This is a genomic window from Pseudoalteromonas denitrificans DSM 6059 (genome assembly GCF_900112265.1).
In the GTDB taxonomy this organism is placed as follows: domain Bacteria; phylum Pseudomonadota; class Gammaproteobacteria; order Enterobacterales; family Alteromonadaceae; genus Pseudoalteromonas; species Pseudoalteromonas denitrificans.
Genome location: NZ_FOLO01000017.1, coordinates 1 through 24,667, shown reverse-complemented (window position 1 = coordinate 24,667; position 24,667 = coordinate 1). Strand labels below are relative to the sequence as shown.

At 34.8% G+C, this 24,667-nt stretch carries 15 protein-coding genes and 1 pseudogene; 7 read left to right on the top strand and 9 right to left on the bottom strand.

What is annotated here, in order from left to right:
• Positions 1-2,783 (bottom strand): annotated as a pseudogene (locus tag BM088_RS27235) (hypothetical protein); the annotation flags it as partial.
• Between the two features lie 157 nt (positions 2,784-2,940).
• On the opposite strand from BM088_RS27235, the gene BM088_RS27230 reads away from it, so the two are divergent.
• Positions 2,941-5,043, top strand: coding sequence for a hypothetical protein (locus tag BM088_RS27230; RefSeq protein WP_091984067.1), 2,103 nt, complete (start codon positions 2,941-2,943; stop codon positions 5,041-5,043).
• Between the two features lie 114 nt (positions 5,044-5,157).
• Here BM088_RS27230 and BM088_RS12045 read toward each other — a convergent pair whose 3' ends face one another.
• The 3 genes from BM088_RS12045 to BM088_RS12035 form a co-directional block, all read right to left on the bottom strand.
• Positions 5,158-6,525: a sensor domain-containing diguanylate cyclase gene (locus BM088_RS12045; RefSeq protein ID WP_091984064.1), complete on the bottom strand. Its 1,368-nt coding sequence runs from the start codon at positions 6,523-6,525 to the stop codon at positions 5,158-5,160.
• A gap of 183 nt (positions 6,526-6,708) precedes the next feature.
• Positions 6,709-7,983: an alpha/beta hydrolase gene (locus tag BM088_RS12040; RefSeq protein WP_091984061.1), complete on the bottom strand. Its 1,275-nt coding sequence runs from the start codon at positions 7,981-7,983 to the stop codon at positions 6,709-6,711.
• A 45-nt stretch (positions 7,984-8,028) separates the two neighbouring features.
• Positions 8,029-8,448 (bottom strand): GNAT family N-acetyltransferase, encoded by a 420-nt coding sequence (locus BM088_RS12035; protein ID WP_091984058.1) that lies wholly within the window; start codon positions 8,446-8,448, stop codon positions 8,029-8,031.
• A 453-nt stretch (positions 8,449-8,901) separates the two neighbouring features.
• Here BM088_RS12035 and BM088_RS12025 point away from each other — a divergent pair, with 453 nt between their 5' ends.
• Positions 8,902-9,579, top strand: coding sequence for a phosphoglycolate phosphatase (locus tag BM088_RS12025; RefSeq protein WP_091984054.1), 678 nt, complete (start codon positions 8,902-8,904; stop codon positions 9,577-9,579).
• A gap of 451 nt (positions 9,580-10,030) precedes the next feature.
• Here BM088_RS12025 and BM088_RS12020 read toward each other — a convergent pair whose 3' ends face one another.
• Positions 10,031-10,933, bottom strand: a complete 903-nt coding sequence (locus tag BM088_RS12020) for a hydrogen peroxide-inducible genes activator (protein ID WP_091984052.1) — start codon at positions 10,931-10,933, stop codon at positions 10,031-10,033.
• 169 nt (positions 10,934-11,102) lie between these two features.
• On the opposite strand from BM088_RS12020, the gene katG reads away from it, so the two are divergent.
• Positions 11,103-13,322, top strand: a complete 2,220-nt coding sequence (gene katG, locus BM088_RS12015; RefSeq protein ID WP_091984049.1) for a catalase/peroxidase HPI — start codon at positions 11,103-11,105, stop codon at positions 13,320-13,322.
• Between the two features lie 61 nt (positions 13,323-13,383).
• Here katG and BM088_RS12010 read toward each other — a convergent pair whose 3' ends face one another.
• Positions 13,384-14,817 carry a catalase gene (locus tag BM088_RS12010; protein ID WP_091984046.1) on the bottom strand — a complete coding sequence of 478 codons (1,434 nt, stop codon included), beginning with the start codon at positions 14,815-14,817 and terminating at the stop codon, positions 13,384-13,386.
• Positions 14,818-15,056: 239 nt separating this feature from the next.
• Between BM088_RS12010 and ahpC the strand changes: the two genes are divergently transcribed.
• Both ahpC and ahpF read left to right on the top strand, forming a co-directional pair.
• The gene (gene ahpC / locus BM088_RS12005) at positions 15,057-15,620 is read left to right on the top strand and encodes an alkyl hydroperoxide reductase subunit C (RefSeq protein ID WP_091984043.1); all 564 of its coding nucleotides are present in this window, start codon (positions 15,057-15,059) and stop codon (positions 15,618-15,620) included.
• 103 nt (positions 15,621-15,723) lie between these two features.
• The gene (gene ahpF, locus BM088_RS12000; RefSeq protein ID WP_091984041.1) at positions 15,724-17,289 is read left to right on the top strand and encodes an alkyl hydroperoxide reductase subunit F; all 1,566 of its coding nucleotides are present in this window, start codon (positions 15,724-15,726) and stop codon (positions 17,287-17,289) included.
• Positions 17,290-17,361: 72 nt separating this feature from the next.
• Here the strand turns inward: ahpF and BM088_RS11995 are convergent, their stop codons facing one another.
• On the bottom strand, positions 17,362-18,243 hold the full coding sequence (locus BM088_RS11995) for a LysR family transcriptional regulator (protein ID WP_091984038.1): 882 nt from the start codon (positions 18,241-18,243) through the stop codon (positions 17,362-17,364).
• 142 nt (positions 18,244-18,385) lie between these two features.
• On the opposite strand from BM088_RS11995, the gene BM088_RS11990 reads away from it, so the two are divergent.
• Positions 18,386-19,090 (top strand): glutathione S-transferase family protein, encoded by a 705-nt coding sequence (locus BM088_RS11990; protein ID WP_091984036.1) that lies wholly within the window; start codon positions 18,386-18,388, stop codon positions 19,088-19,090.
• 27 nt (positions 19,091-19,117) lie between these two features.
• Here the strand turns inward: BM088_RS11990 and BM088_RS11985 are convergent, their stop codons facing one another.
• Positions 19,118-20,569 carry an FAD-dependent oxidoreductase gene (locus tag BM088_RS11985; protein WP_091984034.1) on the bottom strand — a complete coding sequence of 484 codons (1,452 nt, stop codon included), beginning with the start codon at positions 20,567-20,569 and terminating at the stop codon, positions 19,118-19,120.
• A gap of 348 nt (positions 20,570-20,917) precedes the next feature.
• Positions 20,918-21,970 carry an aldo/keto reductase gene (locus BM088_RS11980; RefSeq protein ID WP_091984031.1) on the bottom strand — a complete coding sequence of 351 codons (1,053 nt, stop codon included), beginning with the start codon at positions 21,968-21,970 and terminating at the stop codon, positions 20,918-20,920.
• Between the two features lie 170 nt (positions 21,971-22,140).
• Between BM088_RS11980 and mrcB the strand changes: the two genes are divergently transcribed.
• Positions 22,141-24,570 (top strand): penicillin-binding protein 1B, encoded by a 2,430-nt coding sequence (mrcB, locus tag BM088_RS11975; RefSeq protein WP_091984254.1) that lies wholly within the window; start codon positions 22,141-22,143, stop codon positions 24,568-24,570.
• Positions 24,571-24,667: the final 97 nt, after the last annotated feature.

Sequence of the window (24,667 nt, the reverse complement as noted above, 5' to 3'; positions counted from 1 at the left end):
ACGTTAACAGGAGAAGTTGAAACAGTATAAGCAATATGGTTACTTAAAATAGCACCTGCTTTATTGTTACCCGGATTTAAGTTTTCAGCAACCCGTACTTGTAGCCTGTTGATAGCCAGCGAAATATTACCTATGTTAATTGTTAAGTTATTATCGACAGTTCGCCATGTTTGTCCTGCATTTAAAGAGTATTCATAGTCATTTGCAGTGATAAACCCTGGTACTGGGCTCCAACTAAAAGTATTTTGATTATCATCAACGACGCCATTTGTTGGCGCATTAACGGATAATGCTTTTATAGTAAAAGCGACAGAATTACTTAAAATATTACCGGCCGGACGTTGCGTTGTTTCATCTGCTTTGACCCTTACTTTAATACTGCCGGGGCCATAATATTCTTCCTCTAATTGGATCTCTTGACTATTTGCTGTTTCCCATGAAGCTTGATTTATCTGTGTTTCGTAATGAGATATTTCAGGAAACTGATTGTTTATTCTAAAAATAAAAAGATTATTGATATCATCTAATTCAATTAAACCTGGTGCATCAGGGGCGTTGGGAATAATATATTTAGTGAAAGCGTGTGAAATAATTAAAGGCTCGCCTGCATCTCGATGAACACCTGCTTTTACACGTATATATATCTGGTTGATATCAAGGTTTATATTACCTATTTGAATAGGAGAGGTTGCAGCTATCCAAGAATTATTGCCGTTAAGGCTCATTTCATAGTCACTGATTTTGTTAAAACCAGATGTAAAATCCCATTGAACATTGTCTAAATTGTATTCATCATTTATTGCTATTAGTATAGGAGCGGCTGGAGCTGCATATTGTTTGTAAAAGGCGATGGAGTTGTTTAAGACTTCACCTGCATCACGCTGGCCTTTTGCTTTAACTCTAACGTGTACTTTATTTATGCCAATGTCTATATTTCCTATATTAATAACTAAATTACCAGTAACGTCTTGCCATGTTAGTCCTGCATTTAGGCTATATTCATAATCCGTGGCTGAGTTGAAATTAGGCACAGGCGTCCAGCTGAAGGTATTTTGGTTATCATCAACTACGCCATTAGTTGGAGGTTCTGCTGGCAAAGGCTTCACAGTAAAGGCTATCGGGTTAGTTAAAGTATTACCAGCTGGGCGTAGGCTGGCTTCATCACCTTTAACTCTCACTTTAATACTGCCTATAGCGTACTCTTTATCTTCTAATTGGATTATATTATTTGTTGCATTGAACCATAGCTCAGAATTAATTTTCACTTCATAATTTGAAATATGTGGGAAGTCGCTAATGAGTGCAAATGTAAATGTATTATTGATATCATCAGAAGCAATATACGTTGGAGCAAAAGCGGCATCTGGTATTATATATTTGGTAAATGCTTGCGAAATAATTAAGGATTGACCTACATCTCGATGAACGCCTGCTTTTACACGAACATGAATTTGATTTATACCAAGGTTTATATCACCAATAATAATTGGAGTGGTTGCTGCTTGCCATGAGTTTGCGCCATCAAGGCTCATTTCATAGTCATTAATATTGTCAAAGTTTTCGACAAACTGCCACTGAACATTGTCATGATTGAGTTGATCATTTACAGCAATTAGTTTTGGAGTTCCTGCACCTTCATGTTGTTTATAAAAGGCTGAATTATTGCTTAAAACCTTACCGGCTTGCATTTGATTTTTTGCTTTAACGCGAACTTGTAATTTGTTAACTCCAAGGTCAATATTTCCAATGTTTATTTTGAAATTATCAGCTACACTTTGCCATATTTGGCCTTCATCAAGGCTATATTCATAATCATTTATATCAATAAACCCGGGAACGATAGCCCAAGAAAATGTATTTTGATTATCATCAACAATGCCATTTGTTGGAGCGGGTGTTTGCTCTATAAAACCTTGTTCTATTTCTATAGTTGAAACAATTAATTGGGGATTATTGTCGATTATATCATCTGCAATATTGCTTGCTTCAGTAATACCTAAAGAGATGGCGTTGTCTATTTTTTTTGCGACTAATTCGATTGAATTTTCAGTAAATTTTTGTAAAAACAGTTTAGCTGCTTGAGTATCTTTGCCATATGCCGCATTGTTTTTAGATGCTTCAAGCCCTTTTGCCATGACGTCAGCTATTACTTGAGCTTGCATTTTTGTTCTTTGATTCGCTTTTTGTTGTTCTTGCGTTAAATTACTTTGTACTGCTGCTTTTATAAAATCACCATATAACTGTTCGGCAGAGGTTAATTTTAATTGGCTTAATATTTGTTTTTCTGCTGCATCTAAAGCTTGATCCGGTGATAACTGGTCGGATTGTGCTTGCAGTTTTGCATAAATGAGAGTGGTTAATGGTGAAATTACTTTAGGTTCAGCTATTGCGTTTAAAGTACTAGGGGCGAGTAAAAAATAGGGTTTGGTGATCGTTTGTTCAGGGTGATCACTATCAATCGTAATACCTGCTGAAGTGGTTATAAGCAAAGGCCCTGCGGTTACATTTATTTCGGGCATTGATAAGGTGAATTTTCCTTCACTATCTGTGATTGTTTGGTACTCACTGGCACCATCACATTGATAATTATTATTAAGATCGATACAAACTTTTGCCATGCTCAAATAACCATCAATCGCAATACCGTTAATATTAATAATGGCTATAGTTTCGGTTGTAGGTTTTTCAATTATTTGATCTGGTTTATTACCAGAACCACCGCAAGCTATCAAACTAAACATGAGCTGTGTAACCAGTAATGCCCTAAATAGTGAGGTATTCATTTAAATTTCCCATAGTTAAAGTGCGCAGCATTCTAAATTAAAGTAAATACTGTATCAATAACTATTCTCATTATCATTGCTATTTCAGGTAAATGCTGGAATAATTGCCCGAAATCGACTACTGGTATTTACAATGGTAATAAAGCGACATTCTAAGATGATGCTAATCTTATGTTTTCTATTTCTTTATGGGTGTGGAGGGTCTAGTAATGATGCTGTGATCCCTGATATAAAAAAGCAGCGATATAATGCAAATGTACAAGATTGCATTGATAATAATTTAAATGGTTTATGTGATGAAGGTGAGTTGAAAATTAATAGCTCTGAAGACTCAGAGCTTAATATTACACAATACAACCCTGTGATAACTGACTATGATGATTTTATTTTAACAGGGGTAGGTGGCAGCAAGGTTGTTACGCCATTTACAACCTTAATTAATAATGAAGTGATGTACAATCCGCTTGTGGAAGGAAGCATTGATAAAGCAAAACATTATTTAACTGAAAAACTTGGACTTGATTTTACTTTGCTAGATAAAGTGGATGGCCCTGTTGATGTTGCTGAAGAGATAATTAACTCTTTGGTTTATACAAATAAACTAAATAGTAACAATCCATATCTTAATATTACCGCAACCATTGATCTTATGATTTATAGTAATAGTTTTTCTGTTAAAACAACTCAGAGTCATTTAGACGACCTTACAAATTCAGGTTTAATCATCAGTGATTTTTATCCACTTGATGCTGAAGGAACAACCAGTGTTAGTAAATTTGATCTTCACCCTGTGACTGGTAGAGCAATTATTGTTACCAATGATAATCAATTAATCAGCCTTAATGCGAATAATGGTGCTTACACGGCAATTGAATCAAATGCGCCATCAGAACAACCATTAGTTAGCTTTCGTCAATCTATAGTTGCAACATCTGATGATGATGATGATGATGATGATGATGATGATGATGATGATGATGATGATGATGATTGGGATTATTCAACACAAACTCGTACTATAGATATTGCAGAAATAAAGCAGCACCTTAATGAAAATAACTTTTATTTATTAACAACTGAGCAGGCAACTTCAGCTCCTGATGTATGTCAGGCAAGTGGAAACTTTGGTTTGTTTTTATCATCAATAATTAATAAAGAGACTGAAACACCAGTTAAAATTAAAGTTAAAACTAAAAACTCTCTCACTCAAAATAAATCAGCTATGGTGATTGATGCTTATAGTTCAGCTTCAACACCAGTTGTTGATGAGCCAACGATAATACCACCGATTAATACAAGTGAAGCTTCATGTTATAACAATGCTTTAGTCACTATGAGCACGACAGAAGATGCTAAATTTGTTGCCGTTGTTTTGAAAGGCAGCTTAGGACAAGAGATTTATCGGTTATCTGGACATGAACTCACTTTAAGTATTGATACAGGGTATAGACTAAAAGATTTTGAAAGTGTCAGTCATATCAGTATTTCCAATGATGGTAAATTACTTGCGTATACTGAAAAAAATAGTGGAAAATTAATCGTTATAGATTTAGAAAAAATGAGTTTATTGTCAAGTTATCAAGATGCAAACCGAAAACTAGAACAAGTATACTTTATGAGTAATCAAGAGTTGGTGGTAATGGAAAGCGGCCAGCAAGATGTTTTATTTTTAGACTTTAATTCAAATAACCTGACGTTATCTCAAATTGTATCACTTGATCATGAGCTGCAATATTTAACAATTAATGTAAATGCAAAATTAGTTGCGGCTGCTGGTATGAATGATATCAGTATTTTAACTCATAAAAATAAGGCTTATGAATCTAAAAAGTTATTAGCTGATGTTAAAAGTGATATTAGCCAAATTGGGATATTATCGGATAAAGTTGTTTATACAAGTGGATTTAATACTTCAATGGTATTTTCTGGCGCTAATCAAATAAACTATGTCACTCTACTTGGCGCTGTCGGTTCCCCCTTGAGGTTAGCCCAACGTTATTTAACCCATGGCATAGTGATGGCTAATCGAAGTGGACCTCATTTTTATCGTTCAGGCTCTTTATATTTACCACAAAATTTGGAAGCTGAAGGAATTGAAAACATAAAAATTGAATGGTCAACTAATATGCCAGATGCAATAAACCTGCAAACTGGGGATGTCTCTAATATATTATTTGGTGATGCTTTGCTTACAGCCAAAATTAGTGGAGAGTTTCGATTTGAAACAATTTCTATTGAAAAAACCTTTAGAGTATTCTAGATTTTGATCTAACTTAATATTTATTATGTTATTCAATGCCTTAAATAGAAACCTGCTACATGGCGTATGCTTAGAAGGGTTTCTATTTTATAACAATAATAAGTTTATAATAATTTAAAGACTTTTAGATGCTTTATGACAAAGGTTACGGCCACCATTTTTTGCTTGATATAATGCGGTATCTGCTTTTTTTAATAGTAAATCACCATTAATTTCCTCAGCCTTTAAAGAAGCAATACCTATGCTTATTGTTAATATATTTAAACAAGAAGAAAACTCATGTTTAATTAGTAAGTCTTGAACATTATTTCTAATTGTTTCAGCGACTTCAAATGCACCTTGTTCATTAGTTGAAGGCAATAATACAACAAACTCCTCACCTCCAAATCGTGCTGTAAAGTCTACCTCTCTTGATAATGAACTTTCTATTGTTTTAGCTACTTTTGATAATGCAATATCTCCAACATCATGCCCGTAGTGATCGTTGTATTCTTTAAAATGATCAATATCTATCATTAATAAGGAGAGGTACTGTTGTGCACGTTTAGCCAAGGCTATATTCTCAAGAAGCTTACGTTCATATACTCTGCGGTTGGCTATTTTTGTTAATGGATCTGTTTCACTTATGTATTTTAATTGTTGATTAGCAAGCTCTAATTGCTTTGTTCTTTGTATTACTCTCGCTTCTAGTTCTTTATTTAACTGTTTTAGCTCTTGTTCTGCATTTTTTTGTTCTGAAATATCAATAGATACAATAATAATATAATCAAGATCATTCATTTTATTGAGTACGGGAACGAGTGTAGAGTGAAACCAAATTTCATTTGAATTTAAGTCAATAACCTGCGCTTCTAATTTTGTGATTGTTTTTGTATTTATTACCTGATTTAAACAAACGAGCATTTTTTGTTTAAAATTTGATGGGTAAAATTCGAATGGATAGGGTTTGTTATAGAAAGTATTAATATCTTTTATTTTTAAAGATTTAACTCCAGCAGAGCTCATGTATCTTAAGTTGAAATTAAGGTCTACAATTTTGGTACAAATAGGTGAGTTTTCAAGCCAAGCATGGCTCTTTCTTTCGGAGTCATTTAATAGTGCTGCTGTTTGTTTCTGTTGCGTAATTTGTCTTGCTTCAACGACTAACTGAGTAATTTCACCTGTATTATCAATTGAAGCTTGCATGCTAAAATCTATCCATACAAGCTCATTATTTACGCTAATTTGTATTTCTCTTTTAACTGAGCTCCCTAATGCACAAGCCTCGCAGTCTTGTTTAATTAAGTTTATTAAATTACTGTCGTACTGAAACCAAGAAGATTCCCAAAATGCTTTACCAATAATATCAGACTCAATCAGACCCGTTTGAATTGTTGGGGACTGATTAGCAAAAATTAATATGCCAGCCGTATCAAGAATAGATACAAAAGTTTGCATATTATCTAATAAATGGTGTAAGTCCAAACTTGACTTCAATGTCATGCTTTAAATCCAAATCTATTTTATATCAATTATAAATAGGTCTGTTAATTGTAGCTTAAACTCGTGAAACGAAAGTATTTAATGCATGATTATTAAAGAATGTAAGTTTAATTCAATTTTATTCGAATGAGTCAAAGCTTATCAGAGCACAACACAAACTGATAAGCGACTAGAGTTAAGAAATTATTGGTTTTTTAACTTAAGCAATTTAGCTTCAATGATACTCATTTGCCATTGATTTGCATTTTGTTTTTTTGCTAATGAAAGAGCTTTTTTAAAATAAATAATCGCTGAATTTTTATCTTTTAACTGCTCATAACCTGTTGCTATGTTTTTCATGTATTCAATCGAGTATTCAAATTTGTTTTCATTTGATTTTAATAAATTAAGAGCTGCTTTTGGAGAATCAAAATGACTGATATAGCTTGCTTGCATGATAATAAAACCTTGCTCGGAAGCGGGCAGTGCTTGTTTTACTTTAGACATAAAAGTATTGATATCCTTTGATTCTTTATTGATATAAAAATACCGTATTGCAGCTTTTATGCTTGGTGTTGGAATAGCTTGGTTAATTTTTAATTTATGGATTAAATTTTTATAATGCGTAAGAATTGTGTCTGCTGAGTGACTTCTCCTAAGTTCAGTTTCACTTATAAACCAACCTTTAAATATCATTTTTAAATTATTACGAAGTGAAATTAAACCAACAGAATTATGGTTTTCATCTGGGTAATGTTTGAATTGCCAGTTGATATTTTTAGGCTGTAAATCATCTAATACATTAATGAAACCGTATTGATTCATTCTTGTTTCATCACCCAGGGATAAATATAGTGAAACACCTTTGTGTGTATTTTTATTGATTTTATCCTTCGCTGTTTTTGTGAGTGCTTGGTTATTTAACCAAAGGGACGGGCTACTCGATATGTAATTATGAAAAGAGCTAGGTGATTCTAGCAAAGCATTTAATACAAATAATCCACCAATAGAGTGCCCTACAAGCGTTGAATGATTAGCAGCGCGATAGTGTGTTTTTATATATGTTTTGACTTCTTTATCTAAAAAGGCGAGAAACAGGTTTGCTTTACCTTTATCCGTATCTTTTAATGGGGAAGTTAAACCTTCAGGTGTCATATATTGTCGGTATTTATCAGTTCCTTTATCTGCGATCCCCACCAAAATAACATCAGGGATCATCTGTGCTTTGTTGGCTAATAAATCTAAGATACCCGATGCACCATGAATATTATAATCACCATCTAACAGGTAAATGACAGGGAAAGTTGCATTTGGGTTGGCATAATAGTTTTCAGGTAATATTATTTGTAAGGTACGATCTTCATTTAAAATTGTTGAGTTTATATTGACTCTTTCACCTAGGTTGAAACTTGATGCGATGGCTATTTTACTTGTCAAAAGTAGCACAAGTGAAAAGGCAGAGATAAGTATTTTTATCATGTAATTATTCCGTATTTTATGATTAGTTATAGAGGACTTATAAAACTATGTTTTCATATAAAACTCATGTTCGTTTTCTTTAAAAATTTTAAAACCAAGTTTTTCATATAGATTTTTTGCAGGGTTATTCTTTAATACAATTAGCTCAACAGGTTTTTCTTTTGCATCATTAAGAATCGTTAATATCATCTTTTTACCTAAGCCTTTACCTTGATGATCTGGATGAATTTGTATTTGTATAATTTCAATGACATGTTCTAATTCTCGGTATTTAAGAGTACCCACTTTGGCATCCTTATAATAGATAATATATGAACACTCATAAAAATCTTTAAGACGAAATAAATGCTCGTCATCTGATAAAAATAAACCCGCTTGTTCAAAATGCTCAGCCATAGTGCGTTTTCTTAAATCAAATAAATAGGGGATATCTGTTTGAGTTGCTTGAATAAGTTTAAACTCCATATTTTACTTTTTTAAAATGAGATAAGACCAAGATTGATGCACAGCGCTTTTAAAGTGATTAACTGTATAAGAGCAAAGATGCCATAAATAATGTAAGCCATTAATTTATTTGGTTTATGGGTAAATTTAATTAACATAAGTAGCATCAAAGCATAAATACATATTTCACAGAAAAACTTAATATTTGTTAATAAAGAATATCGATCTTGGCTCCAGTTTTTAGATAATATTTGAGTGAAAACTTGTGACCAAATTAACTGATAAACAATAGCAAAAGGCAGGCAAATTAATGTGAAGGCTTTATATATAGATATTTTATGATTCATAAGCTTCTATTTTGTATCTACGCTGTATTTTATTGTTTTTATGATTAAAATTGATGATAAAACATTTATTCTTATTTAAATACTGAAATGTTAATATGAGTTAAGCTTTTAAAAAGAGAAACCTCCTTTGAAATTTGAAAATAAAAATGTACTGCTTTTTGATTTAGATGGCACTTTAGTTGATAGTGCCCCTGATTTAGCACTAGCGGTTAATCAAACATTAGCAGAGCTAGGATTAGCCAGTTTTGATCAAAAGATTATTAGAGGTTGGGTGGGAAATGGTGCTCAAGTATTAATACAACGTGCTTTATCCGGTAGTACTGAAATTTCAAAGTCATTGGATGTTGAGTTGAGTGATAAAGCACTTAAAATATTTTTAGCCTCTTATGAGGCAAATGTATGCTGTGAAACCAAGCCTTATAGTGGTGTTGTTGATACATTAAAGTCTTTGAAAGAAAAAGGTTTTAGGCTCGCTATAATCACAAATAAGCCTGAACGATTTATATCACCTATTCTAATTGGATTAGGGATGGATGGTTTATTTGAGCTAATAATTGGCGGGGATACGTTAGCTAAGCGTAAACCAGACCCATTACCACTTAATTATGCATGTGAAAAGTTATCAGTGACAGCAGAACGATGCATTATGATCGGTGATTCTAAAAATGATATCTTGGCTGCTAAAGCTGCAAAGATGCAAAGCATAGGGCTCACTTATGGTTATAACTATGGTGAAGATATTGCAGTACATCAGCCTGAGTTAGTCTTGTCAGACTTTACTGATTTATTAAGTGCTATTACTTAAAGGTAATGAATTCGTGTTTAGTTAAAAAGCATGTTGTATACGAACACTTTATTCCATTGAATTTACTAAAATTAAATGCATAAAACTATGTTTTGATATAAATCATGCTTCCTGAGCTCTCGTCTCATCTTATTTTCAAAAACTAAAAGTGATATCTACCAAATTTTCATAACAGTTTTCATATAAAAAATTTGTTTAGAACGTTATTTTTATTGACCTAGGTTGGCAATATTGATCGCCATAATAATTGTTTGAGTAGTTACAATCAGCATCCTTTTGTTCACTTACATTGTTTTTAATAGTTGAATTTAAGATTGATTTGAGCTTGTTTAAAATACTTTCCATATTGATCACCTTGCTTGTTTAAGATGAAACCAGTGTGATGTATTTTTATAGTTCAGTATATTAAGTTAAATGAAAGATATTATTCTAGAAAATAGAATATATTACTTTAAGCGCACTTTTTAGTCAGTTGCTTGGTAAAAATATCCTGAAGCATGGTTAACTCATTGGTTCTGACATAGTTGGGTCTAATTATTAATGCAATAGTTCTGTGAGGACCTGGCTCATTCAAATGTATCGCTCGCAGTTCAGATTCATTATAAGTTAATTGATCTAATGCCATTTGTGGCACTAAAGTTGTGCCAAGCTTACCCGCAACCATTTGGATTAATGTATGTAAGCTTGCGGAATCAAAATATGAATCTTGCTTTTTGTTTTGTAATTGACAGGCTGCTAATGCATGCTCCTTTAAACAATGACCATCTTTTAATAGCATCAACTTTTCTATTTCTAACTCTTCACTGGTAATTTCTTGCACTTTACTTGGGCACTCATCTTTATGACACACCAAATAAAAATCCTCCTGCCAAAAGTCAAAATTCATCAGACCTTCGATAGGATAAGGCAAAGCTAATATAGCAGCATCTATTTCACCGCTTCGAACCATATCAACGAGAGTATGAGATTGTTCTTCAACTATTTTCAATTTGAAATCAGGGTACTGTGATCGTACTTCAGGTAATACTTTAGGTAATAGATAAGGCCCTATGGTAGGGATCACACCTATACTCATAGGCGCTGTAAAAGCTTGTTTATTTAATTGTGATATTTGTAATAACTCATCAAGTTCTAACTTTACTTTTTTAGCTTTATTGAGGATTAACTGACCATCATTAGTGATTAAAACTTGTTTATTATTTCGCTCAAAAATTGTGATATCTAACTGTTTTTCAAGCTCATTGATTGCTGTACTTAAAGCCGATTGTGATACATTGCACGCTTCGGCCGCTTTTTTAAAGTGTAGCGTTTTTTCAATCGCCAGTGCATAGTGTAATTGTTTTAATGAAATCATATTTTTATGGTGTTTCTTAATACCGTTTCATAGATTCTAATCAGTAAGTCATCACAGTGCACGAATAAAAAATCGAACGTTATCTTCTATTTTATCAATTATAAAAGCGAAACCTTTACTTCTAAGATTTATATCAATCGAAATTAATGATGTATCTGAAGGTAAAACAATGTTTAAAAAATCATTCCCTATTGCAGCTACTATCTCTGTAGCGATGTCATCTATGATGATGTCTTCTACAGCTTTAGCGACAAATGAAGCAAAAACCAATCAATTTTGGTGGCCTGAGCAGTTAAATTTAAGCCCACTTCGCCAACATAGTGTCGAATCCAACCCTTATGGCGAACAATTCAATTATGCAAAAGAGTTTGCGAGTCTTGATTTAGCAATACTTAAAAAAGATATTCAAACGACACTTACAGATTCAAAGATTTGGTGGCCTGCGGACTGGGGGCATTACGGTCCGTTGATGATTAGAATGGCGTGGCATAGTGCTGGCGTTTATCGCGTACATGATGGACGTGGTGGTGCATCTGGCGGACAGCAAAGATTCGACCCACTTAATAGCTGGCCAGATAATGCTAACTTAGACAAAGCGCGTCGATTATTATGGCCAGTTAAACAAAAATATGGACGTAAAATATCTTGGGCTGATTTAATGGTACTGTCAGGCAATGTCGCCCTTGAATCTATGGGTTTTAAAACTTTAGGTTTTGCCGGTGGTAGAACTGATGACTGGGAACCAGATTTAGTTTATTGGGGACCTGAAACAAAAATGCTTTCGGATAAACGCCGTGATAAAAAGGGAAAATTAAAAGGGCCACTAGCAGCTGTTGAAATGGGTTTAATTTACGTTAACCCTGAAGGGCCACATGGTAAACCAGATCCGTTATTAGCAGCTAATGACATCAGAATGTCATTTGGTCGTATGGCTATGAATGATGAAGAAATAGTCGCTTTAATTGCTGGTGGCCATACTTTAGGTAAAGCACATGGTGCTAAAAAGCCCAATAAATGTGTTGGTGCTGAGCCCGCTGCAGCCAATATTGAATCTCAAGGCTTAGGCTGGAAAAATAAATGTGGAACAGGTGTTGGTGCAGATACCATAACAAGTGGTTTAGAAGGTGCTTGGACAGTCACACCAACACAATGGTCATCTAATTATTTAGATAACCTAATGAACTTTAATTGGATATTAACTAAAAGCCCAGCTGGCGCTAAACAGTGGACTCCTGATAACAAAGCCGCAGCCAACTTAGTGCCTGATGCGCATATTCCAAACAAGCGTAATGCACCTATTATGTTTACTACCGATATTGCATTAAAAGAAGACTCGGAATTTAGAAAAATCGTTTTACGTTTTCAAAAAGACCCTTCAGAATTTGATAAAGCATTTGCTAAAGCATGGTTTAAATTAACCCATCGCGATATGGGTCCACGTGCGAGATATGTTGGCACTGACGTACCAAATGAAGTTTTATCATGGCAAGACCCTATTCCAAGCATTGATCATAAACTTATTGCCAAAAATGATATTAGCAATCTTAAAAAGCAAATTTTAAACTTAGGATTAGATAATTCAGAGCTTATAAAAACAGCGTGGGCTGCCGCTTCTAGCCATCGTATAACCGATATGCGCGGTGGTGCAAATGGTGCCCGTATAAACCTTGCTCCGCAAAGTACTTGGGCTGTGAATAACCCTAAACAGTTAAAAACAGTATTAACAAAACTAAAATCAATCCAAGAGAGGTTTAATAGTAAATCCTCAAGTAAACAGGTTTCACTCGCTGATTTAATTGTGTTAAGTGGCGCTGCTGCAATTGAAAATGCAGCAAAACAAGTTGGCCATAACATTACAGTACCATTTACACCGGGGCGTGCTGATGCGACACAAGCTCAAACTAACGTTCAGTCATTTAACTATTTAAAACCGACAGCCGATGGTTTTAGAAATTACTATTCTGACGAAAGTGATATGTCACCAGCAGAAATGTTAATTGATAAAGCCAATACGCTTGGCTTAAATGTACCCGAAATGACAGTGCTTGTAGGTGGTATGCGCGTGTTAAATGCAAACTATGATGGTTCGGCATTAGGTGTATTTACTAACAAACCGGGTGTGTTAACCAATGATTTTTTTGTCAACTTATTAGACATGTCTACCGTATGGACTAAAGATAGCAAGCCAGGTATATATTTAGGACATGATCGTGCTTCAGGTAAATTAAAATATCAAGCAACCCCTGTTGATCTCATATTCGGTTCTAATACAGAACTAAGAGCCATAGCTGAAGTATATGCATCAGATGATGCCAACAAAAAGTTTGTAAATGACTTTATATCTGCTTGGGTTAAAGTCATGCAATTAGATAGATTTGATTTGAAATAAAAAGTAATTTAATCAAAGGGAATACTTTACACCCAGAGTATTCCCTTTTTTAGTTTTTATATTATAACTTTAATGCCGTCTTTATTCCCGCGCCATAGCTGGGATCAGCCGCAGTACAATGTTTGATATGCCTTAGTTTTATTTTGTCGGGAACACTATCCATTGACCCTGCTGTATTCGCAAATAATGCTTGTTGTTGCTGCGCAGTCATGAGTCTAAATAAATCACCCGCTTGAGAAAAGTAATCATCATCCTCACGATGATCCCAATGATCTGCATACCCTTGTAAATCTAATGGTGGTTCCGAAAAACCAGGCTGCTCAGACCACTCCCCATTATTGTTTGGCTCATAACCAATTGTAGATCCCTGATTACCATCAGTTCTCATTTGTCCATCTCTGTGGTAGCTATTCACCGGACATTTCGGTGCATTTACTGGAATATGATTATGGTTTACACCCAAACGATAACGTTGTGCATCACCATATGAAAACAATCGTCCTTGTAGCATTTTATCTGGTGAAAAACCAATACCAGGTACCACACTAGCTGGATTAAAAGCGGATTGTTCTACATCCGCAAAAAAGTTCTCAGGATTATGATTTAACTCCATAATGCCAACATCAATTAAAGGGTAATCTTTATGAGGCCATATTTTAGTTAAATCAAAAGGGTTATACCTTACTTTCTTAGCATCTGCTTCTGGCATAATTTGTACTTTTAATGCCCATTTTGGAAATTCATTATTTTCAATGGCTTCAAATAAATCTTTTTGATGGCTTTCCCTGTCTTTACCTACAATGGCTTCAGCCTCTGCATCGGTTAAGTTTTTAATACCTTGCTGAGATTTTAAGTGAAACTTAACCCAAAACCGTTCGTTATCAGCATTGATAAAACTAAAAGTATGGCTGCCAAAACCATGCATATGACGATAAGTTGCAGGAATGCCCCTATCACTCATAACAATAGTGATTTGGTGTAATGCTTCAGGTAAAGAGGTCCAAAAATCCCAGTTATTGGTCGCACTGCGCATATTGGTTTTAGGATCGCGTTTTACCGCATGATTCAAATCAGGAAATTTCAAAGGATCTCTTAAAAAGAACACCGGGGTATTATTGCCAACCAAATCCCAATTGCCTTCTTCGGTATAAAACTTAACAGCAAAGCCACGAATATCTCGCTCGGCATCTGCCGCGCCTCTTTCGCCTGCAACCGTAGTAAAACGCGTGAAAAGCTCGGTTGTTTTACCTATTTCAGAAAATATCTTGGCCCGTGTATATTTTGTAATGTCATTCGTTACTGTAAATTTACCAAATGCACCTGAGCCTTTGGCATGCATACGCCTTTCAGGTATGACTTCACGATCAAAGTGAGCCAACTTTTCTAAAAACCATACATCTTGTAAAAGCTGTGGTCCGCGCTCCCCTGCAGTCATCACATTTTGATTATCTGCCACTGGGCAGCCCACCGCAGTTGTTAACTTTTTATTAGACATATGCCTTAACCTCGATTGAGAAATAACGAATTAAGTGAATAAACGCTCATTAACTTTAGTCCATGTTTATTTATTCTTCATTGCAATTATGAGTCGTTCAGTTTTTTAGAACATTAATATCAGTTTAATCAAATTTATTAATCTCTAGGTTAATTCTAATATACATCCATCGAAAGCAAACATGCTTTTAAACAAAACGAAATACATCAATTTCAAATTAAAATTACGAGGAATTACTCATGGCTCAAATAGGCAAAACTATCCCAGAATTTAAAGCGCAAGCATTTCACAATGGCGAATTTGTTGAAGTAACAACAGATAGCGTAAAAGGTAAATGGTCAATCTTTTTATTCTACCCAGCTGATTTCACATTTGTATGTCCAACTGAATTAGAAGACATGGCTAATCAATATCAAGAGTTACAAGAATTAGGTGTGGAAGTATATGCAGTATCAACAGATACACATTTCTCACACAAAGCATGGCACGATTCGTCTGATGCGATAGGCAAAATTAAATTCCCTATGATTGGCGACCAAACAGGCACTATCACTCGCGGTTTTGATGTGATGATTGAAGAAGACCACATGGCACATCGCGGCACATTTTTAGCTGACCCTGATGGCGTAATTCAAGTTGCACATATTCATGCAGGTGGCATCGGCCGAAGTGCAAAAGACATGGTTCGTAACGTAAAAGCGGCACAATATGTTCGTGATAACGATGGTGAGGTATGTCCTGCAGCTTGGGAGCAAGGCGAAGCAACATTAACACCTAGCTTGGATTTAGTAGGTAAAATTTAAGACAACATATAAAAAATTTACGGAAGATAATTCTTCCGTCTTTAGTTCACCAGTTCAGTTCTCTTTGATTTAAACAAGCGAGTTCAGTTATAAGGTTGCCCCTATGTTAAGTAACGATATTTTAAATGCATTAAAAAATTACACCCAAAATATGACTAACAAGGTGTCACTAGTTTTACAAACTGGTGAACATACTAAACGACAAGAATTAAAAGAATTTTTATCACACATAACGTCTGTATCAGATAATTTAGAATTAGTAGAACGTGATGATAATTTACGTAGTCCAATCACCTTTTATTTAGAAGTTGAAGGTAAAAATAACGGCATTCATTTTTCAGGTATACCCAGCGGACACGAATTTAACTCGCTTATTTTAGCTATTTTGCAATCATCTGGCACTGAGCTAAAGCTAGATAAAACCCTAACGAATATGGTTAAAAATATTTCTGATAAATTACATTTCGAAGTATTTATATCATTAAGCTGTCATAACTGTCCTGATGTTGTGCAATCACTCAATCAATTTGCCTTATTAAATGATTTTATCAGTAGTGAAATGATAGATGGCGGTTTATTTAAAGAGTTAATTGATGAGCGTAATATTCAAGGCGTGCCTAGTGTTTATTTAAACGGCGAGTTATTTGCAAACGGTAAAATAGATACAGCTCAGTTAATTGATAAACTGATCAAACGCTTTCCCAATATAGTAGAAAGTAAAAAAACAGAACAATTACCACTGCAAGATGTCACTGTGATAGGTGCAGGCCCTGCTGGTGTGGCAGCTGCAATTTATGCAGCACGTAAAGGTTTAAATGTCACTATGATTGCCGATCGTATTGGTGGTCAAGTAAAAGATACCGTTGGCATTGAAAACCTGATCTCAGTACCAAAAACCACAGGCTCTGAACTCACTGGTAATATGCAAGCACATTTAAGTGATTACGATATCACCATTAAAGAGTTTTTACGTGTTGATAAAGTTGAAAAAGATGGCTCAAATACAAAAGCACCAAAAAAGCTTTTTCTTTCAAGTGGTGAAGTAATAGACACTAAAACGGTGATTGTTGCCACAGGAGCAAAATGGCGTGAGCTAGGTGTACCAGGCGAAAAAGAAAATATCGGTTCGGGGGTCGCTTATTGTCCTCATTGTGATGGACCATTTTTTAAAGGCAAAGATGTCGCTGTTGTTGGTGGTGGTAACTCAGGAATAGAAGCCGCGCTTGATTTAGCAGGCATGGTAAATCATGTGACTGTATTTGAATTTTTACCTGAACTAAAAGCTGATCAAGTACTGATAGAAAAAGCCATGAAACATGACAAAATTACGATTATAAAAAGTGCAGCTGTAAAAGAAGTGATAGCTGTAAATGGTAAAGTTGCAGCCCTTGATTATCAAGACAGAATAACAGGCGAGCTTAAACGACAAGATTTATCGGGTATTTTTGTACAGATAGGCTTAATACCTAATAGTGATTTTTTAAATGGTGTCGTTGAGCGCACACAACATGGCGAAGTGATTATTGACGAAAAATGTCATACCACAGAGCCGGGTATATTTGCCGCAGGCGATGTTTCAACTGTGCCATATAAGCAAATTGTAATTGCGATGGGCGAAGGCGCAAAAGCATCACTTTCAGCATTCGATTATATTATTAGAGAAAGTTAATTTAATTAACCTGAACTAATTAAATGATAGTTAGTTCAGGTTTTTATATCAATAAAATATTTTAATAACGTCTTAACGATAATATTGAGACTGCAAACCACTGATTAAATTTTCTTGGCCTTTAATAATATCTATTAAAAATGTTCTACAAGCCCGTACTCTTGCTGTCGCTCTTAAATCTACATGGCTAAGTACCCAAACACTCCACTTTGAAGGAGATAAGGGGATATCGATTCGACGTAATTCAGGTGATGAGTCACCTAAATAGCATGGGATTCTTGCAATACCCATATGATTATTCAAGCAAGCTAATATTGTGGTCACATCATTGGCTCTCACTGTCACGTTACATGATGAAAAATGTTGGTTTAACCAATCAGGTATTTGTTCATCTTGCCAAAGAACAGCATCTTTGGGGTGGTTTATATCATCAAGACTATCAAGATACTTTTTACTAGCATAAATACCTAATGTTAAAGGTAATACACGCTTACCAATTAAATTATCAGGTGGCTTTGCCGTGAGCCTTAATGCAATGTCAGCTTGACGAGCAGATAAATCAGCTAAACCTGTGGCACCTAATAATTGTAAATCTATTTTAGGATAAGCACGCTTAAAAAGGCCTAAATGTGGAATAACTAAGCGGCTAAAAACATCATGAGCAGCGGTCAGTTTTAATCTCCCCTCTAATTGAGAGTCCAAACCGAGTATATTTCGGTCAAGTGAATGCGCTTGTTCTTCCATAATCACAGCGTGTGGATATAAGTTTTCACCAGCTTGCGTTAAGGCATAACCGTAATGTAATTGATCAAAAAGCCGAGTCTTTAATTGTTGTTCAAGTGCTTTTATGCGCCTTGAAACAGTTGTATGCTTTACACCTAGATCTCGACCAGCTGCGCTTACAGTATTTAACCTCGCAAGCGCTAAAAAATACCTTAAATCGTCCCAATTCATATATTTTTGGTCACAAGTCGTTTTGATTATCTCTTGTTTATTTTTGCACACTGAAAGTGCAGAATCGAGTGTTTAATAACTTATTTGCACACAATATAATAGTTTCATTAACAATAAACCCTCATACTTCACGGAGACTATTATGATTGAACTACAGAATAAGCAACTGACTTTAATTAGCCATAAGTTGTGTCCTTATGTACAACGCGCAGTGGCAGCGTTAGAAGAGTTAAATATTGATTACAAACGAATTGATATTGATTTAAATAATAAACCTAGCTGGTTTAAAAAATTATCTCCAACATCGAAAGTACCGATTTTAGTTGTTGATGATAATAGTGTATTGTTTGAGTCTGCGGTGATCGCTGAATACATTAATGATATTGCAGGCAATGCATTATTGTCATCAAAACCTTTAGCGAAAGCGAAACAGCGTGCATGGATTGAGTTTGCTTCAAACATGCTGCAGAACATTGGCAAATTATATAGTGCGGGTAACAAAACTTTATATTTAGAAGTATTTAATCAATTAGATGCGCAATTTAAAATACTTGAACAAAATATCTCTTCTCAAGGCTATTTTGATGATTCAGGGTTCACATTGGTTGATATTGCCTTTGCACCCATATTTAGGTATGCCTCTGTATTTAATGATATTCTCAGCCTGGAATTATTGGGTGAATATAAAAAAGTGGTAATTTGGTCAGAAAACTTAATAAAACGAAAGAGTATTGAAAGTGCAGTTACTCCGGAATACTCAAAGTTATTATTCGCATTTTTGTGTAAAAAAGATTCCTACCTTGGTGAATTATCCAAGCAATATCAAAGCCGGTTAATTGAAGCTTAGATCTTTTATAAAACCTGATACTATTCGTTAAGTATTTGTTACTTTGGCTAAATCGGTAGGGTAATTTCTTTGTTTTGCTAAGCTTAATGCTTTTTTAGTTACTTCAGCTTGTGTGAGTGAATGAGTGACTGAAAATTGAAGCTTAATATCAGATTTATTTAATTGTATTAAACCCTTTTCAATGAGTTTATTTATAATCAAGTTCGCACTATCTAAAGCTGATGAAGCTTTTACAATTTCGGCTCTGGCATAATTATTATCATTAAAAGTCACGTCGGCAGCTCGTAAGTCGGGATCATTACCAGGAATTTGTTGTGCGCCAAATAAAGGATTTCCACCCATTTGAGCTGAACAGAATTTAGGAATGAATTGTGTCATATGTTCTATTGATTTTTTGGTTCTGGCAAATACATTTTGAGCCTGCCAAGCATTATCTATTTTATTTATAAACTTTTGCTCAAGTTGAGGTTGGGCACTAGTTTCACTTGTAGAGACTAATCCATCCTTAAATAAGGTGATATCTTGTGTCATACCATGGAGCTGAAAATAGCCATTTGCATAAGGGGTTAATTGTGCCATGCCTTGAGGTGTGCCGCGTTCTCCATGAACTATCACTTCAGGCCACTGGCCTTTGCACTCGTGCCAATGTGTAATATATGCTGCTTTAAATTCCACCATACGATGACGTTTAAGCATTAACATATCGTCAATTTCACCTGTTTTAAAACCGCATGCATTAACCAAATAGTCAACTGCAATAATTGGACTGTTCATGTTGTTTGTTTTTATTTTCCATGAATTTTTTGTTTTAGTAATATTTATGGCTTTAGTGTTGGTAAGAACTTGGCAGGTATTTAACTTGTCAGTGGCTAATATCGTTGTAGCAGCAAGGCGAAAAGCGCTTAACCCATATTCTTGTACTAAAATTAACGGAAACTTCACAGTATCAAAGTCTAAATTCTTAGCAACCGGGATCATCCAATCATCCGAGTTTTGCGCTTTAAGTGGTAATGCTTTTTTAGCCAGTTTAATTAATTTACTTTTACTATAAAGTCTAAAATAATTATCTGAAGGACCTAAAACTTGATTACTAGAGTCTTGTTCAATTAATTGTTGATATTCGGCTTGAAGTATATTCAGTCTGGGAATTAAATCTTCAGGCTGGCTTTTATCATGCTGGGGCAGCGCGATTACGGTTGGACGAATATTCGCACTGTGTTTATATACTTTTAAGGTATCAATTGATTGGCGCAACAGCGTAAGGCATTGTTGTTCTGATATTTCACGATATAAATTTCCGCCAGCATGTAAATGACAAATTGGCGGGCCATTGACTAAAGAGGAACCTTTTTCAATCAAAGTCACTTTAATGCCGAGCTCAGCTAAACGTAATGCGATTGTTGAACCCGCAATCCCACCGCCAATGATGCCTATATGGGGCGATTCAGGTTGTGAATTTAGCTGATGATTGTCAGGCATAACGAACTTTTAGCTCTTAATAATAAATAAACACGCGCATTTTACGCATCAATGAATGACTTTTATAGTCATAAATAAGAAATTAAACATTAAATTTTTTATTCTGAGTTGTTACTAAAGCCCTATAAATACTAGGGTTATAATAAAATACATAAAAAATTTTTAACAAAACGTAATATAAACTGCATAAATGGACTTCAGCTTGTATTTTATTTATAGAAACTTAAAAGCATTGTTAATATAAAAAGCGAGTTTCAAAACCATTGTAGGGCTATGTGTTTCGCTTTAATCAATAATGCTTAATAATAGATAAGCTTGGTGGCATCAATTAAATCAAATAATGTTTGATTAAAAAGGCATGGGGTATTGCTTTAATACAGCTTGTATATCAGATAAAACAGCTTGAATTAAAGGTTCTCTAAAGGCATCTATATTTTGTTCAAGCTGTGCCATAGTGGTAGCACCTATGATGGTCGAAGTTACGCCATTGATTTGGTTACACCAGCCTAGGGCTAATTTAGCTGGGGAAATATTGTGCTGTTTTGCAATATCTAAATATGCATCAACTGCTTTACTTGAATTAACTGTATCTCTAAATAAACCATTGCGTTGCATAAAGGTCCAGCGACTGCCTTCAGGGCGAGCGCCATTTTGATATTTACCAGTTAATAACCCCGTAGCCAAAGGTGACCAAGGTAAATAAGCAATATCTTCATTAATACAATTTTCAATTAAATAGGGCCAATCTTTAGCATGCAATAAGCTAAATTCATTTTGAATTGATACCATTCTTGGTAAATTGTGTTGCTCACTTAAGCGTAGGTATTGGTTTATGCCCCAAGGTGTATCGTCTGATAAACCACAATAGCCAATTTTACCTGCTTTAATACATTTATCTAAACCTTGCAAAATATCTAACATTTGTTCGGTTTGCTCTGTTGCATTTACATCTGTGTAATTTATAGTGTTAGGCCATTGGTTCCCAAAATGTGGTGAAGTACGATTAGGCCAATGTAATTGATATAAATCGATATAATCTGTTTGTAAACGCTTTAAAGATGCTTCAACGGCTTGAACCACTGTTTTACCACTTATATTACTTCCTTCACGAATATATGAAAAACCAGGGCCTGCTATTTTTGATGCTAATATAATTTCTTTGCGTCTTGATGGGTTAGCAGCCAACCAATTGCCTATAATGCTTTCGGTTTGACCATAGGTGTCTGCCGATGGTGGTACTGCGTACATTTCTGCGGTATCAATGAAGTTAATACCTTGCTCTTGGGCATAATCAAGTTGTGCATTGGCATCGGTTTGATTATTTTGCAATCCCCATGTCATGCTACCTAAACAAATGCGGGATACTTCTAATGGGCTACTACCTAACCTAACGTATTTCATGAATATTCCTTAATTTTTTATTGAGCAGCGAAGCAAATCTATTCTATCTGCTAAAACATCTGTATCCTAGACGCTATTAGTAAATATAAATGTAAAATAAGACGTAATTTTTGTTTCAAATTATTTATACATTTAACCTAAAAGCAAATAAAAGACGTAATATAAAATCAATGGCAACAAAAAAAACACCAGAATCAAATAGCCCAGCTAAAGACAAAATATCAAAAAAAACAGCTGGAAAAAAAGAGCCTGTTAAAAAATCTGCAGCTAAAAAAGTGACAGCTAAAAAAGCAGTATCTAAAAAATCACCAACTAAAAAAAAATCAGCCTCAAAAAAACAGAGTAACAAAGCTAATAAATCACTTAAAGCACGTATATTTAGCTGGTTATTCTCAGTGTTTTGGAAGTCTACGTTAGCTTTTTCTTTATGTGCCATTTTATATTTCATTTATTTAGACTCAAAAATCACTCGTCAGTTTGAAGGGAATAAATGGCAATTACCGGCACAAATTTATGCGCGTGCGATGACATTTTATCCTGGTCAATACTTATCAAGTGATGAGGTCATTTGGGAGTTAAATCGTCTTAATTATTCACAAGTCAACCATATTACAAATACAGGTCAATATGTTATTGATAAGAATAAAGCCAATCAAAATATTAGAATATACAGGCGTGCGTTTGAGTTTTATACAGGTCCGGAGTCGGACTCTATTATTGAACTTGTATTTGGTGGTAAACGCTTAGTTGCAATAAAAGATAATAGAGGGCGTTTACTTAGCGGTGAAAAATTAGAGCCTGTGCAAATTGCTCGCTTAAGCAATGCTACAGGACAAGACCGTGAATTTGTGCCGCTTGAGCGTATGCCTGATATGTTAAAAGACACATTACAAGTGGTAGAAGATAAAGATTTTTATACCCATCACGGAGTTTCACCTTTATCTATTTTACGTGCTTTGTATTCCAATATTAAAGCGGGTCGTACAGTACAAGGAGGCAGTACATTAACGCAACAATTAGCTAAAAACTTTTATTTAAGTCGAGAGCGCACTCTAACACGTAAAGTGAATGAGGCATTTATTGCATTGATTTTAGATTACCGATATAGCAAAGATCAGATTTTAGAAGCGTATTTAAATGAGGTCTATCTAGGTCAGGCTTATAATCAAGGTGTACATGGTATGGGTCTGGCAAGTGAGTTTTATTTTGCCAAACCGATAGATGAGCTAGAATTTGATCAAATAGCGCTATTGGTTGGATTGGTTAAAGGGCCCTCATTTTATAACCCTAGACGTTATCCTGAACGAGCAATGAAAAGGCGAGACTTAGTGCTTCGTTTAATGGCTCAAAGTCAGTTGATCAGTCCTAGAGAATATAAACAAGCCTTAAATCGTCCTTTGTCTATTGTATCCTTAAAACGCAGTACTAAAGTGGCACATCCTGGTTATTTAGATTTAGTTAGCCGACATTTAAAAACGTTATTGCCTGATATGGATACCATAGATGCAGGCGTGCGTGTATTTACTTATTTTGACTTGCAAAAACAAACTGCAATGGAACATTCAGTTGTAAATAGTTTATATTATTTAGAAAAGCGAAAAACCGCAGATAAACTGCAAGCGGCGATGATTTCAGTGAATTTACAATCAGCTGGCGTTTCAGCTTTAGTCGCTGATAGAAATACAGCCTATTCTGGATTTAATCGTGTATTAGATGCTAAACGCAATATTGGTTCATTAGTTAAACCTGCAGTGTATTTAACAGCACTATCTGAGCCTGAATATAGCCTTGGCACTCTTTTGTCTGACGAACCTATCACACTTAATGATGAACTAGGACGTAACTGGCAACCTGTAAATTATGACAGAAAATATCGTGGCAATATGCCACTTTATAAGGCATTTAGTAATAGCATCAATTTACCCGCGGTTCATTTAGGTTTAGAGCTTGGCGTTGAAAATGTTGCTAAAACGCTAAATAAATTAGGCATAAATCAAGAAATTCAAACTTATCCCTCATTGCTACTAGGTGCAGTTGAACTATCAAGTTTTCAAGTTGCTCAAATGTATACTACATTGGCGTTGTCAGGACATTATCAAAAATTAACCACTGTTGCGGCTATAACAGATTCTGTTGGCAATATTTTGCATCAACATAATGCACAATCTAAAGCTGTATTTTCAAAAGAGTCTACTTACTTAACGCGCTATGCAATGAAAAAAGTCACCCGAGAAGGTACTGCAAAACGTTTAAAGTCACACTTTCCAACTATTCAATTAGCGGGTAAAACAGGAACAACTAATAACTTAAGAGACAGTTGGTTTGCAGGTTTTGATCAAAATACAGCAACCGTTATTTGGGTTGGCCGAGACGATAATAAACCAACATCTTTAACGGGTAGTAGTGGCGCGCTAGAACTCTATATTCGTTATTTAAAACAGTTAAATCCAGAGTCAATTGCAGATACAAGGCCAAGCTCTATTAAATGGGCTTTTGTAAATGAGGAGACAGGTAAGCAAGCTCCACCAGGTTGTGGCACAGTCGTTAATTTACCCGTAAGAGTGAGTGAGTTTAATCCCAAACCTAAATGTGAGAATTAAATATGTTTGATAAAAAAACTTTTTTGAATAAAACGCTTATGGTGCAAGGTACAACTTCAGATGCAGGTAAAACGACTTTGGTCTGTGGTCTAGGTCG

Excerpts from the sequence above, each read along its gene's own strand:
- ahpC (WP_091984043.1), top strand. The coding sequence starts at position 15,057 with ATGGCTCAAATAGGCAAAACTATCCCAGAATTTAAAGCGCAAGCATTT.
- BM088_RS11980 (WP_091984031.1), bottom strand. The coding sequence starts at position 21,970 with ATGAAATACGTTAGGTTAGGTAGTAGCCCATTAGAAGTATCCCGCATT.
- BM088_RS12040 (WP_091984061.1), bottom strand. The coding sequence starts at position 7,983 with ATGATAAAAATACTTATCTCTGCCTTTTCACTTGTGCTACTTTTGACA.
- mrcB (WP_091984254.1), top strand. The coding sequence starts at position 22,141 with ATGGCAACAAAAAAAACACCAGAATCAAATAGCCCAGCTAAAGACAAA.
- BM088_RS11995 (WP_091984038.1), bottom strand. The coding sequence starts at position 18,243 with ATGAATTGGGACGATTTAAGGTATTTTTTAGCGCTTGCGAGGTTAAAT.
- ahpF (WP_091984041.1), top strand. The coding sequence starts at position 15,724 with ATGTTAAGTAACGATATTTTAAATGCATTAAAAAATTACACCCAAAAT.
- BM088_RS11985 (WP_091984034.1), bottom strand. The coding sequence starts at position 20,569 with ATGCCTGACAATCATCAGCTAAATTCACAACCTGAATCGCCCCATATA.
- katG (WP_091984049.1), top strand. The coding sequence starts at position 11,103 with ATGTTTAAAAAATCATTCCCTATTGCAGCTACTATCTCTGTAGCGATG.
- BM088_RS12035 (WP_091984058.1), bottom strand. The coding sequence starts at position 8,448 with ATGGAGTTTAAACTTATTCAAGCAACTCAAACAGATATCCCCTATTTA.
- BM088_RS12020 (WP_091984052.1), bottom strand. The coding sequence starts at position 10,933 with ATGATTTCATTAAAACAATTACACTATGCACTGGCGATTGAAAAAACG.
- BM088_RS12045 (WP_091984064.1), bottom strand. The coding sequence starts at position 6,525 with ATGACATTGAAGTCAAGTTTGGACTTACACCATTTATTAGATAATATG.
- BM088_RS11990 (WP_091984036.1), top strand. The coding sequence starts at position 18,386 with ATGATTGAACTACAGAATAAGCAACTGACTTTAATTAGCCATAAGTTG.
- BM088_RS12010 (WP_091984046.1), bottom strand. The coding sequence starts at position 14,817 with ATGTCTAATAAAAAGTTAACAACTGCGGTGGGCTGCCCAGTGGCAGAT.
- BM088_RS27230 (WP_091984067.1), top strand. The coding sequence starts at position 2,941 with ATGATGCTAATCTTATGTTTTCTATTTCTTTATGGGTGTGGAGGGTCT.